Here is a 12524-nt window from a genome sequence, read left to right on the forward strand (position 1 = left end):
CCGGGCCGCGCCAACACATCGCCGCCGGCAACGTCGCCGCGGCGGTTAACGGCCGGCGACGCTCTCCCGGGTTTCCAACTGACGGTCCAGGAAGTTCCCCACTACCTGCATGCAGGCCGCGCGCTCCTCTACGTGCGGCATATGGCTTGATTGCTCGAATATCACCCATTCGGCGCCGGCGATATGATCCTTGAAGGGCTGCACCACCTCCGGCGCCGCCTCGTCGTAGCGGCCCGATATCAGCAGCGCCGGCACCTGTATCCGCGCCAACCGGTCAATAATGTCCCAGTTTTTCATGGTGCCGATAACGTGGAATTCCGTCGGACCGTTCATGGCATGGTACACCGTCGGGTCGGCGTCCATGGCGGCGAAGGTGCGCGTGACTTCTTCCGGCCAGGGCGTAAGCCGGCAGACGTGCCGCTGGTAAAATACCCGGGTGGCCTGGCGATACGCCTCGCTGTCCAGGGTGCCCGCGGTTTCGTGCTCCACCAGACAGCGCTGTACCGGGGCCGGTAACTGGGCGCGCAGCCTGGCCGCCGCCTGTAGCCATAGCGCCATCGACGCCGGCGAATTGGCGATGACGATTGCCTTGAGACCTTCCGGGCGCAATACGGCGTGCTCCGCCGTCAGCATCCCGCCCCACGACTGGCCGAGCAAGGCATAGTTGTTGCCGATGCCCAGATGCGCCAGCAGGTTATCCAGCTCCGCCAGGAACAGCGATACCCGCCAGAAGTCGGCTCCCTGGTCCGGTAAATGGGTGGAACGGCCATTGCCGAGCTGATCGTAATGGATGACCGCCCGGCCGCTGGCGGCGATATCGCGGAACGCGTCGACATAATCATGGGTGCAGCCCGGGCCGCCGTGGACCACCACCAGGGGTGTCTTGCCATTATGGAGATCGCCGCAGATGCGGTACCAGGTTTGGTATTGCTGAAACGGCGCGTAGCCTTCGGTAATGCTGTACATGACGGTTTACCTGTCGGTTAAGGATAACCTAGGGTAAAACAGCGCGCCCGGCGGCGGATAGCTAGAGAAAATGCTAGGTATTGCGCCGGCTCAGCTGTCGAGCAGGCGGTAATGCATCGCCCGCACCACGGCCTGGACCCGGTTGCTGGCCCCCAGCTTGCGTGCCGCGGAGTTCAAATGCAGCGTCACGGTGGCAATCGAGCGCGACAGCTTGCGGGCGATCTCCTTGGCGGTCAGCCCCTCGGCCGACCAGCTCAGGCACTCCCGTTCGCGTTTGCTGAGGCGCACATACTGGCAGGTCAGCATCTGGCGGTCGAATAGCGGATAAACACGCTCCTGAAAGGTATGGGCCAGCAGGCCCAGCTCCGCCAGAGTCTGGGTCAGATCGCGCTCCCGGCCGCCGCCGCTGACGATGCCGGTCAGGGTGGCGAATCCCCCCTGCGGCAGGTGCAGGGGCACCGTGGCGCCGCAGGGCATATTGTTGTCGCGCATATAGTGCGTTACAGGCTGATGTCGCTCACCGATGATATCGCGCAGCAAGGTCGTATCCGGGCGCTGATAAGACCAAACGAAAGGCGCGCAGCTTTTCAGGGCGTACAACTGCACTGGATCCACCTGGTAGTAGCCGCTTTCGGTCCATAGCTGCCGCATATCCTCCGGCACATTGCTCATGCGCAGCACCGACGGCGTAATGAGTTCGCCTTCCAGCGAGCGCGGCACCGGCGTGTAATCATAAATCAGCGCCTCCATGCCCAGCCGGGCGCTTTGCCGGTACAGGTATAAAAAGGCGTCGTCAAGACTGCAGCCGGCCTGCGGCGTCGGCAATGCATCGGTTACCACAATGCTCATCGGCCCCCCTTATCTCTTCCAGTCTCCATGGCGCCAGGGCATGGATCCTGCAAAGCCATTCCCGTATCGCTTCCGGCGCTCGCGACGCTTGTTGTCGGCTACCGGATGGCATGCAATTTGGATGCCACGCCGCCCGGGGACCGGAGGCGAAACCTAGCATTTTTACTAACTGTTCAGCGCCGCGGCTTATGCGTAGCGTAAAGACATCATCATGGCGGCGTGGCGCGGGCCGCCGGCAAGCACCGGGGGAGATATGTGGAGTGAGATCAGGCCTGACCGGCAAGTGGATATTGAGGTCGACGGTTATCGGGTGACGGCCTACGAGTTCGGCGCGGGCGACGAGACAGCGCTGTGCCTGAACGGCGGCCCGGGGCTGCCCTGCGACTACCTGCGCGAAGCGCAACCCTGCCTCAGCAACCACGGCTACCGGGTGGTGGCGTTTGATCAATTGGGCACCGGCCGGTCCGATCGGCCGGATCTGCCCGGATTATGGACCATGGCGCGCTATGTGCGTGAAGTGGACACCGTACGCCGGGCCATGGGACTGGATCGGGTGCATCTGCTCGGTCATTCCTGGGGCGGCTGGCTGGGCATCGAGGTGGTATTGCACCATCTAGGTGCAATCAAACGCCTGATGCTGGAAAATACCGCGGCGGATATACCCCATCAACGCGGCAGGGGGTAGGGAGAATGCACCGTTATCGCTTTGTCCTGTTCCGTCCGCTGCAACTGGTGCCGGTATTGCTGGGCATCAGCATCATCACCTTTATGCTGGTGCGCGCCATCCCGGGCGATCCGGCGCGCATTCTGCTGGGGGTGCGCAGCACCCCGGCGGCGATCGCGCGTATTCGCGCCCAGTATGCGTTGGATCAGCCATTATGGGTACAGTACGGCTATTTTCTCACTAACCTGCTGCACGGCGAGCTGGGACGCTCCATTGTCTATCGCGTCGATACCCTGAAACTGATTATGACCCGCATTGAGCCCACGCTGTGCCTGGTCGCGGGCAGCGTGCTGCTGGCGCTGCTGCTCACCGTGCCGCTGGCCGCCGTCGCCGCCCGCCGGCGGGGGAGCGCCGCCGACCAGGTTATCCGGCTGCTTTCCACCGCCGGACTGGGTTTTCCGGCGTTCTGGCTGGGCATTATGCTGATCCTGCTGTTCAGCGTCACCCTGGGCTGGTTTCCTGTCTCCGGTTATGGCGACGCGTGGAGCGCAAGGCTGCATCACCTGGTGCTGCCCTGCCTGACGGTGGCGTTGGCGCTGTCGGCGGTGCTGACGCGTAACCTGCGCGCCAGCCTGCTGGCGGAGCTGAAGGCGGATTACGTCACCGCCGCCAGGGCGCGCGGGCAGGAGGAGGGACGTATCTTCTGGCGTCATGTCATGCCTAACTCGCTGGTGCCTACGGTCAACCTGCTGGCGGTGAATATCGGCTGGCTTATCGGCAGTACGGTGGTGATTGAAAGCGTCTTTGCCATCCCCGGCATGGGCCAGCTGTTGGTCAAGGCGATATTCAGCCGCGACTATATGGTGGTGCAGGGCGTGGTAATGGTGTTTGCCCTGGCGACGGTGCTGGTCAACCTGCTGGCCGATCTGCTGACCGTGGCCCTGGACCCGAGGGTCACATTATGATGCCCGTCCAGGCCGTCCGCCATTTTTCCGTGCGCTGGCTACCCCGGCGAGCGGCGCTGCGCGCGGGCATGGGTATCCTGCTGATGTGGTGTGTGCTGGCGGCGCTCGCCCCCTGGCTCGCGCCCTTCGATCCCCTTTACCAGAATGCGGATGCGCGCCTGCTGGCGCCAGGCCTGCCGCACCCGTTCGGCACCGATAACTTCGGCCGCGATATTTTCTCCAGGATCCTCTGGGGGGCGCGCGTCGATTTGCAGATCTGCCTGCTGGGCGTGGTGTTTCCGTTTACCATCGGCACCATCGTCGGGGCGTTGTCCGGTTATCTCGGCGGTCCCGTCGACGCCTTTATCATGCGCTGCATCGACATTGTGCTGGCATTTCCCTTCCTGGTGCTGATGCTGTCGATTATCGCCATTATCGGACCGGGGCTGGGCAGCTTTTATATCGCCATGGCGCTGGTGGGCTGGGTTTCCTACGCCCGGCTGGTGCGTTCGCAGGTCCTGATCCTCAAGCATAGCGACTTTATGCTGGCGGCGCGCAGCCTGGGGTTTAGCCACGGACGCATTCTGTTCGCCCATTTATTGCCCAATGCCCTGACCGGCTCCATCGTGTTTTCCATGTCGGACTGCGTGCTGGTGTTGCTGAACGGCGCGGCGGTGAGCTATCTCGGCCTCGGCGTACAGCCGCCGACGGCGGAGTGGGGGGTGATGATTGCCGAAGGGCAGAGCTTCATCACCACCGCCTGGTGGATCACGACTTTTCCGGGACTGGCCATCGTGCTGCTGGCGATGGGCTTCAGCCTGCTGGCCGATGGCCTGGGCGATAAACTGGGGGCACGGCCATGAGCGCGCCGGTACTGCGGGTCAATCACCTGACCGTCAACAACCGCCAGGGCACCGCCCTGGTGGAGGATGTTTCCTTTACCCTGGCGGCGGGCGAAATGCTCGGCCTGGTGGGCGAAAGCGGTTCAGGCAAAACCGTCACCTGCCGGGCGCTGATGCGGCTGCTGCCTGGGGAAGGATTAACCATGGGCGGCGGCGAGGCGTGGCTGGGCGAGACCGATATCATGACCCTCGATCCCCGCCAGATGACCCGGGTGCGCGGCCATCAATTGGGCATGATTTTCCAGAATCCCGCCAGCCATCTTAACCCGGTGATGACCGTCGGCGGGCAGATCGCCGAAAGCCGCCGCGCCCATTTCGGCGCCGGGCGGCGGGAGGCGCGTGCGGCGGCCGTCGGCCTGCTGCGCCGGGTGGGCATCCCCGATCCCGAACGGCGGGTGGATCATTACCCGCATGAGTTCTCCGGCGGCATGCGCCAGCGGGCGATGATCGCCGTGGCGCTGGCCTGCGAACCCAAAATCCTGATTGCCGATGAGCCGACCACCGCGCTGGATGTGACGGTACAGGTGCAAATCCTGCGTTTATTAATGGATCTGCGCGACCGGCTGGGCCTGGCCATTATTATGATCACCCACGATCTGGGCGTGGTGGCGCAAACCTGCGATCGGATCGCGGTGATGTATGCCGGCCGATTGTGCGAGGTCGGCGACAAACGCCGGGTACTGGCGCAGCCGCTGCATCCTTATACCCAGGGATTGATCGATTGCCAGCCCGTGAGCGAAGGCGGCGGCGGCCGTTTAAAGACCATCGCCGGCCAGCCGCCGTCGGCGGATGGCTTTGCGCCGGGCTGCCGGTTCCATACCCGCTGTCCGCGCGCCGGCGAGGCATGCCCGTCCGTGCAACCGCCGCTGCTGGCCGCGCGCGGCGATCCGGCCCACGGCGCGGCCTGTTTTTATCCTCTGCATGCGTTAACCCACCGGGAGGGATCATGATCACCAACGCCTATCCATTATTGGAAGTCGATGAGCTGCGGGTGTCGTTTCCCCTGTCCGGCGGCAATCCGCTGCGCTGGAACCGGCCGCGGGTTCAGGCGGTGAACGGCGTATCGCTGCGTATCCACCCCGGTGAAACCCTGGGACTGGTGGGCGAGTCCGGCAGCGGTAAAAGCACGCTCGGCCGCGCCATCCTGCAATTGGAGAAAAGCACCGGCGGCAGCGTACGTTTCGACGGCCGCGACGTAACCCACGGCCTGACGAGCGATATCGCCCGCCTGCGCCGGCAGACGGCGATGATTTTCCAGGACCCGTTTTCATCGCTCAATCCCCGCCAGACCATCGGCGCCGCCATCGCCGAAGTGCTGCGCGTGCATCGCAAAGTGCCGCCGGGGGCGATAACCGCCCGGGTGGCCGAACTGCTGACGCTGGTGGGGCTGCAGCCGGCGCAGGCGGATAAGCGGCCGGGCGCCCTGAGCGGCGGGCAGTGCCAGCGGGCCGGCATCGCCCGCGCTCTGGCGCTGGAGCCGCGGCTGATGGTGGCGGATGAATGCGTTGCCGCGCTGGATGTCTCCATCCAGGGGCAGATTATCAATCTGCTGATGGATCTGCGTGAGCGCATGGGGCTGGCGATACTGTTTATCGCCCACGATCTGGCCATTGTCCGCCGCCTGTGCGATCGGGTGGCCGTAATGTACCTGGGACGTATTGTCGAGGAAGGCCCGGTGGAATCGGTATTCCATTTGCCGCGCCATCCGTATACCGCGGCGCTGGTGGCGGCCATTCCGGAAATCAACCCCGATCTGCCGTTGCCCGCCGAGCCGCTGGCCGGCGAACCGCCCAGCCCGATTGCCATTCCGCCGGGGTGCGCCTTTCATCCCCGCTGCCGTTATGCCCGACCCGCTTGCCGTACCGGTTCCACCCCTGATACCCGGCATGTTGCCGACCATGCTTTTGCCTGTGTGCTCGACAGAAATACCGGCGAAGCCGACTTTCCTTTTCAATGAGGTATGTTAACCATGAAGCGTAAGCATTTTAACGTTGCCGCCGCCGCGGTCTTTCTGGCGCTCAGCGCGGTCGGCCAAATCGCCGAAGCCGCCGGGGTATTGAGCATTGGCCGGCGCGAGGATTCCACGACCTTCGATCCGATTAAGTCGGCGCAAAACGCCGATAACTGGGTGTTTTCCAATGTATTCGACGTGCTGGTGCGGGTGGATAAAAACGGCACGCGCCTGGAGCCGGGGCTGGCGGAAAGCTGGGAAATCTCCCCCGACGGCAAGGTCTATACCTTTAAGATGCGCGATGCCAAATTCTCCGACGGGTCGCCGGTGACCGCACAGGATGCGGTGTTCAGCCTGCTGCGCATCCGCGATAATGAAGGGTCCTTATGGCGCGACTCCTACAGCGTCATCGATAAAGCCGAAGCCACCGGCCCCCACACCCTGGTGGTAACGTTGAAAACGCCGTCCGCGCCGTTCCTCTCGCAGCTGGCGCTGCCGAATGTGTCGGTGCTGCCGGAAAAAGTGGTGAAAGCCATGGGCGAGGAGGCGTTTGCCGAAAAACCGGTGGGCTCGGGCGCCTTTAGCGTCAAGTCCTGGACCCGTGGCGAAAAGGTGGTGCTGGTGAAGAACCCCTATTTCTGGCAGGCGGATCGCGTCAAGCTGGACGGCGTGGAATGGCTGACGCTGCCGGACGACAACACACGCATGCTGAAAGTGCAGGCGGGTGAGCTGGACGCGGCGCTATCGGTGCCGTTTTCCCGCATCGCGTCATTGCAAAAAGACCCCAACCTGGACGTGCATCTGGATCGATCCACCCGCGAGGATCATTTGCTGATTAACCACGAGCATGGCGCGTTGGCCAAGGTCGAGGTGCGCCAGGCGCTGGATTTCGCCATTGATAAAAAAGCCATTGTCGATACCGTGACCTTCGGTTTCGGCCATGTCGCCAACTCTTATATTCCCGAGGGCGCGCTGTTTCATTATGCGGACAACCTGCAGCGTCCCTACGATCCCGAGAAAGCCAGGCAGATGCTTAAGGCCGCCGGCGCGTCGGATCTGAAGCTGAATTATGTCGTCAACGCCGGGGATGAGGTGGACGAGCAGATCGCCATTCTGCTGCAACAGCAACTGGCCAAGGCCGGGGTAACGGTGAACCTGCAAAAGGTCGACCCAAGCCAGAGCTGGGATATGCTGGTGGCGGGCGAATATGATATTTCGGTGATGTACTGGACCAACGATATCCTCGATCCGGATCAGAAAACCACCTTTGTGCTGGGCCATGACGCCAATATGAATTACATGACCCGCTATCATAACGATAAGGTCAAGGATCTGGTGGCCGCGGCGCGGGTGGAAATGAATGCCGGCAAGCGGCAGCAGATGTATATCGACCTGCAAAAAATGGCCAAGGCGGACGTGAACTGGATCGATTTATATTACAGCCCCTATCGCAACGTCAGCCGCAAGAATATCAAGGATTTTTACCAGAATCCGCTGGGACGTTTCGCGCTTGAGGATACCGATAAGCTCTAGCCCGAGGGCAGGGGGCGGACATGCGCATGCTCCCTGCACCGGCACGCGTCAGACGGCGGTGAATTCCCCCTTTATCTGCACCAAAAAGCATCATGGCGCCCGTGTTTATGCCTCCCGGCCGGCGCTTTAATCAACGATTCGGCTGTTTTATCAGCATATTGGCCTCAATTCACCGTGCTCCGCTGATGTGGTATGACCTTTGCACCTTTACAAATACTTACATAGCCTAGGACACCATTATGCAAAGCACAAAAGTGGCACCGGTTTTGAAGCGTACGCTGGGGAGTTTCCATTTGTGGGGCATCGCCGTGGGCCTGGTGATTTCCGGCGAGTATTTCGGCTGGAGCTACGGCTGGGCCCAGGCGGGCACGCTGGGCTTCCTGGTCACCGCGGTGGCGGTGGCGGCCATGTATTGCGCCTTTATCTTCAGCTTCACCGAACTGACCACCTCCATACCCCATGCGGGCGGTCCCTTCGCCTACGCCCATCGCGCGTTCGGTCCCACCGGCGGTTTTATTGCCGGTTTCGCCACCCTGGTGGAATTTGTCTTTGCCCCGCCGGCCATCGCCATGGCCATCGGCGCCTATCTTAACGTGCAGTTTCCGGCGCTGGAACCGCGCTGGGTGGCCCTGGCCGCCTATCTGGTGTTTATGACGCTGAATATTCTCGGCGTCAGTATCGCCGCCACGTTCGAGCTACTGGTCACCCTGCTGGCGATATTTGAGCTGTTGGTGTTTATGGGCGTGGTGGCGCCGGGCTTCGACCTGGCCAACTTTACCCGCGGCGGCTGGGCCGGCGCGGAACACTTCAGCGTCGGCGCGTTTTCCGGTATTTTTGCCGCCATTCCGTTTGCCATCTGGTTTTTCCTCGCCATTGAAGGCGCCTCCATGGCGGCCGAAGAGGCCAAGGATCCCCAGCGCACCATTCCCCGCGCCTTTATCGGCGGCATCCTGACCTTAACGGCGCTGGCGCTCGGCGTGATGGTGTTTGCCGGCGGGGTGGGCGACTGGACCAAACTGGCCAATATCAACGACCCGCTGCCGCAGGCGATGAAGATTATCGTCGGCGGCAGCAGCGGCTGGCTGCATATGCTGGTCTGGCTGGGACTGTTCGGGCTGATTGCGTCGTTCCACGGTATTATCATGGGATACTCGCGCCAGATTTTCGCCCTGGCGCGCGCCGGCTACCTGCCGAAACCGCTCTCCAGGATCAACCGGCGTTTTCGCACGCCGCATCTGGCGATCGTTGCCGGCGGCGTGGTGGGCATCGCGGCGATTTTTTCCGATTCCCTGATTATCATCGGCGGCCAGCCGTTAACCGCCAACATCGTTACCATGTCGGTATTCGGTGCTATTGTAATGTATATCATCTCCATGGCGTCGCTGTTTAAACTGCGCCGCCTTGAACCCCGGCTTATCCGCCCGTTCCGCGCGCCGCTGTATCCGTTTGCCCCGGCGCTGGCGCTGGTGATGGCGGTCATCTGCCTGGTGGCGATGATCTATTACAATCAAATGCTGTTTATGATTTTCGCCATAATGATGTTATTGGGTTATGCCTATTTCCGCCTGACGCGTTATGCCCGCGACGCGGCGGCGCCGGATCCGCAGCTGACGTTATCGGACTGATCCCGGAGGGTTGATGTTTCACGCCACGCTAAGTCATCGCAGCTACCGTTTTGCCGATTTGCGCGAACTGATGGCCAAGGCATCGCCGGCGCGTTCCGGCGATTACCTGGCCGGAGTGGCCGCCGGCAGCGCCGAGGAGCGTATGGCGGCGCGCATTGCGCTGGCGGATGTGCCGCTGACGGTATTTTTGCAGCAGCCGCTTATTCCTTATGAAACGGATGAGGTCACGCGCCTGATTATCGACGGTCACGACGCGGCGGCCTTTGCTCCCATCGCCCACCTGACGGTGGGCGATTTCCGCGACTGGCTGCTGTCCGAGCGCACCGACAGCGCCCGCCTGACCCAGGTCGCCGCGGGCATCATGCCGGAAATGGCCGCGGCGGTAAGCAAAATCATGCGTAACCAGGATCTGATCCTGGTGGCGAAAAAATGCCGGGTGATCACCCGCTTTCGCAATACCATCGGCCTGCCGGGCCATATGAGCGTCCGGCTGCAGCCCAATCATCCCACCGACGATCTCAAAGGCATCGCCGCCAGCATGCTCGACGGTTTGCTGTATGGCAGCGGCGATGCGGTGATCGGCATCAATCCCGCCAGCGACAGCCTGCCGCTGTTGGAAAAACTCAACTATATGCTCGATGACGTGATCAGCAGTTTTGCCATTCCCACCCAATCCTGCGTGCTGACCCATGTCACCAATACCATCAAGCTGATTGAGCGCGGCGCGCCGGTAGATTTGGTCTTCCAGTCGATAGCCGGCACCGAGGCGGCCAACGCCGGTTTCGGCATCAACCTCGCGCTGCTGGATGAAGCCCGGCAGGCGGCGCTGAGCCTGAACCGGGGCACGCTGGGCGACAACGTGATGTACTTCGAGACCGGGCAGGGCAGTTGCCTGTCGGCCAATGCCCATCACGGCGTCGATCAGCAGACCTGCGAAGCCCGCGCCTATGCCATCGCGCGCCGCTTTAAACCCTTGCTTATCAATACCGTGGTGGGATTTATCGGACCGGAATATCTCTATGACGGCAAACAGATTATCCGCGCCGGGCTGGAAGATCATTTTTGCGGCAAGCTGCTGGGCGTGCCGCTGGGGTGCGATGTCTGCTATACCAATCATGCCGAGGCCGACCAGGATGATATGGACACGCTGCTGACCCTGCTGGCCGCCGCCGGGCTGACGTTCTTGATCGGGGTGCCGGGCGCGGACGATATCATGCTGAATTATCAAAGCACGTCGTTCCATGACGCCCTGTATGTACGCGAGCTGTTCGGGCTCAAACATGCCCCGGAGTTTTCCGCCTGGCTGCAGCGTATGCAGATTATCAACGCCGACGGGATGCTGCGCGACACCAGCGGCCAGCATCCCCTGCTGCAACATCATGTCCTGGAGTGAGCCATGAGTAAAACTGTCCCGCCGCCGGCCGGCAAATATCCGGTGGGCAATAGCGTCCATGCCAACCCCTGGGAGGGCCTGCGGGAGTTTACCGCGGCGCGCATCGCGCTCGGCCGTTCCGGCTCCAGCCTGCCTACCCGTGAACTGCTCAACTTCGGGCTGGCCCATGCCCAGGCCCGCGACGCGGTGCATCAACCCTTTGACAGCGAATCGCTGGCGCGACAGCTGGAAGCGGATGGCATAACCACGCTTACGGTGCACAGCGCGGCGCAAAACCGGGAGACCTATCTTTGCCGGCCGGACCTGGGCCGCCGTCTTGGCGACGACAGCCGCAAGATGTTAACCGCGTATCCGGATAAACAGGCCGATATCCTGCTGGTAGTCGGCGACGGCCTGTCCTCGAAGGCGGTACATCGCCAGGCGGTGCCGTTTATCCGCGCGTTGACGCCTTACCTGGCGCTGTTGGGGCTGAAAATGGCGCCGGTGGTGCTGGCACACCAGTCGCGGGTGGCCCTGGGGGATGATATCGGCGCCTGCCTGCAGGCGCGGGCGGTGGCAATCCTGATTGGCGAGAGGCCCGGCTTATCCTCGCCTGACAGCCTGGGCATCTATTTTACCTGGGAGCCCCATATCCGGCGCCTGGAGTCGGAACGCAACTGTATCTCCAATATCCGTCCCGAGGGGCTGGATTATCCCCAGGCGGCCTTTAAACTGGCATGGCTGCTTGAACAGGCCGGGCAGCGGCGTTTATCGGGCATCGCGCTGAAGGATGAAAGCGACAATCCGGCCTTATACGGCCTGATTAAGCCCTTGTTTAAACAGGCCGAACGCCTGCCGGGCAAAATGTGATTATACTTATGCGGATAGCGCCGGTTTTCCTGAGCGTTTGACCCGATAAGGATACCTTCACGATATGAGCCACCCTGTTTCCTGTATTTTATCCGTGGACCAGGGACTGCCGTTCGGCCCCGCCGATCTGCTTACCCTGGTTGCGCCGGCGCGGGCCTGGTCCTGTCGCTTTGACATCGCCTTATATCACGATGAGGATTTTGCCGCCCGGGGTATCAGGCTGCCGCCGTCAATCGCCGGCGCCGCCGTTAAACGGCGCGGGGAGTATCTGGCGGGGCGCATCGTCGCCGGACGCGTATTAGAGGATGCGGGCTATCGCCATTTCGATTTGCTGGCGGGGGAAGACCGGGCGCCGGCCTGGCCGGACGACGTGCAGGGCGCGCTGACCCATCACGGCACGCTGGCCATCGGTATAGGCTGGCGGCGCCCAGGCCGTCCGGTATCCGGGTTGGGCGTAGATATCGAAACACTGATTAACGGTCCCCGCGCGCTGGAACTGTGGCCCGGTATCATCAGCGCCTGGGAGCGCGAGTATTTCGCCACCCTGGAACTGCCTTTCGCCGTCGCCCTGACCCTGGCGTTTTCCGCCAAGGAGAGCCTGTTCAAGGCGCTGTATCCCTCGGTCAAGCGTTACTTCGATTTTCTCGACGCGCGCGTGGTCCGCCTGGCCGGCAACCGCATCACCCTGGAGCTGCAGGTCGAACTGACGCCCGCGCTGCCGGTGGGCATGCTGTTTGAATGCGGTTATGCCGTCAGGGAGGAGGATGTGCTGACGGTGCTGGCGATCGGCAACGACTGAGATCCTGCGGCTGCTGCTGGCCCGGCGAGGCTGGCCGGTTTACCAACGA

Annotated in this window: 11 protein-coding genes and 1 pseudogene; 10 read left to right on the forward strand and 2 right to left on the reverse strand. The window is 62.3% G+C overall.

Features of this window, described 5'->3' with window-relative positions; genetic code table 11:
- Positions 1-45 precede the first annotated feature (45 nt).
- Complete coding sequence (locus ACL2XF_RS02100; protein WP_410014126.1) at positions 46-966, reverse strand: proline iminopeptidase-family hydrolase; 921 nt, start codon at positions 964-966, stop codon at positions 46-48.
- Between the two features lie 90 nt (positions 967-1056).
- Positions 1057-1815, reverse strand: coding sequence for a LuxR family transcriptional regulator (locus ACL2XF_RS02105; RefSeq protein ID WP_410014127.1), 759 nt, complete (start codon positions 1813-1815; stop codon positions 1057-1059).
- Positions 1816-2068: 253 nt separating this feature from the next.
- On the opposite strand from ACL2XF_RS02105, the pseudogene ACL2XF_RS02110 reads away from it, so the two are divergent.
- From ACL2XF_RS02110 to ACL2XF_RS02155, 10 genes and pseudogenes are all read left to right on the forward strand, one after another.
- Positions 2069-2482: pseudogene (locus ACL2XF_RS02110) on the forward strand (alpha/beta fold hydrolase); the annotation flags it as partial.
- A 23-nt stretch (positions 2483-2505) separates the two neighbouring features.
- Entirely contained in the window at positions 2506-3444 is a 939-nt protein-coding gene (locus tag ACL2XF_RS02115) for an ABC transporter permease (protein ID WP_410014128.1), read from the forward strand.
- On the forward strand, positions 3441-4286 hold the full coding sequence (locus ACL2XF_RS02120; protein ID WP_410014129.1) for an ABC transporter permease: 846 nt from the start codon (positions 3441-3443) through the stop codon (positions 4284-4286). Before ACL2XF_RS02115 ends, ACL2XF_RS02120 begins: the two co-directional genes overlap by 4 nt.
- Entirely contained in the window at positions 4283-5275 is a 993-nt protein-coding gene (locus ACL2XF_RS02125) for an ABC transporter ATP-binding protein (protein ID WP_413727913.1), read from the forward strand. The genes ACL2XF_RS02120 and ACL2XF_RS02125 overlap by 4 nt, the downstream gene beginning before the upstream one ends.
- The gene (locus ACL2XF_RS02130; protein ID WP_410014131.1) at positions 5272-6282 is read left to right on the forward strand and encodes an ABC transporter ATP-binding protein; all 1011 of its coding nucleotides are present in this window, start codon (positions 5272-5274) and stop codon (positions 6280-6282) included. Before ACL2XF_RS02125 ends, ACL2XF_RS02130 begins: the two co-directional genes overlap by 4 nt.
- A 12-nt stretch (positions 6283-6294) precedes the next feature.
- The gene (locus ACL2XF_RS02135; protein WP_410014132.1) at positions 6295-7809 is read left to right on the forward strand and encodes an ABC transporter substrate-binding protein; all 1515 of its coding nucleotides are present in this window, start codon (positions 6295-6297) and stop codon (positions 7807-7809) included.
- 239 nt (positions 7810-8048) lie between these two features.
- Positions 8049-9434, forward strand: coding sequence for an ethanolamine permease (gene eat / locus ACL2XF_RS02140; RefSeq protein ID WP_410014133.1), 1386 nt, complete (start codon positions 8049-8051; stop codon positions 9432-9434).
- A 13-nt stretch (positions 9435-9447) separates the two neighbouring features.
- Positions 9448-10827, forward strand: coding sequence for an ethanolamine ammonia-lyase subunit EutB (locus ACL2XF_RS02145; RefSeq protein ID WP_410014134.1), 1380 nt, complete (start codon positions 9448-9450; stop codon positions 10825-10827).
- A gap of 42 nt (positions 10828-10869) precedes the next feature.
- Positions 10870-11676 carry an ethanolamine ammonia-lyase subunit EutC gene (gene eutC / locus ACL2XF_RS02150; protein ID WP_410016757.1) on the forward strand — a complete coding sequence of 269 codons (807 nt, stop codon included), beginning with the start codon at positions 10870-10872 and terminating at the stop codon, positions 11674-11676.
- A 64-nt stretch (positions 11677-11740) separates the two neighbouring features.
- Positions 11741-12475 carry a 4'-phosphopantetheinyl transferase gene (locus tag ACL2XF_RS02155; RefSeq protein ID WP_410014135.1) on the forward strand — a complete coding sequence of 245 codons (735 nt, stop codon included), beginning with the start codon at positions 11741-11743 and terminating at the stop codon, positions 12473-12475.
- The last annotated feature ends 49 nt before the right edge of the window (positions 12476-12524 follow it).

Origin of the sequence: Sodalis sp. RH19 (assembly GCF_047324215.1) — a bacterium.
In the GTDB taxonomy this organism is placed as follows: Bacteria; Pseudomonadota; Gammaproteobacteria; order Enterobacterales; family Enterobacteriaceae; genus Acerihabitans.

Bases quoted from the DNA above. Each gene is read 5' to 3' on its own strand.
- eat (WP_410014133.1), top strand. From the start codon at position 8,049: ATGCAAAGCACAAAAGTGGCACCGGTTTTGAAGCGTACGCTGGGGAGT.
- ACL2XF_RS02130 (WP_410014131.1), top strand. From the start codon at position 5,272: ATGATCACCAACGCCTATCCATTATTGGAAGTCGATGAGCTGCGGGTG.
- ACL2XF_RS02115 (WP_410014128.1), top strand. From the start codon at position 2,506: ATGCACCGTTATCGCTTTGTCCTGTTCCGTCCGCTGCAACTGGTGCCG.
- ACL2XF_RS02125 (WP_413727913.1), top strand. From the start codon at position 4,283: ATGAGCGCGCCGGTACTGCGGGTCAATCACCTGACCGTCAACAACCGC.
- ACL2XF_RS02145 (WP_410014134.1), top strand. From the start codon at position 9,448: ATGTTTCACGCCACGCTAAGTCATCGCAGCTACCGTTTTGCCGATTTG.
- ACL2XF_RS02155 (WP_410014135.1), top strand. From the start codon at position 11,741: ATGAGCCACCCTGTTTCCTGTATTTTATCCGTGGACCAGGGACTGCCG.
- ACL2XF_RS02120 (WP_410014129.1), top strand. From the start codon at position 3,441: ATGATGCCCGTCCAGGCCGTCCGCCATTTTTCCGTGCGCTGGCTACCC.
- ACL2XF_RS02105 (WP_410014127.1), bottom strand. From the start codon at position 1,815: ATGAGCATTGTGGTAACCGATGCATTGCCGACGCCGCAGGCCGGCTGC.
- ACL2XF_RS02135 (WP_410014132.1), top strand. From the start codon at position 6,295: ATGAAGCGTAAGCATTTTAACGTTGCCGCCGCCGCGGTCTTTCTGGCG.
- ACL2XF_RS02100 (WP_410014126.1), bottom strand. From the start codon at position 966: ATGTACAGCATTACCGAAGGCTACGCGCCGTTTCAGCAATACCAAACC.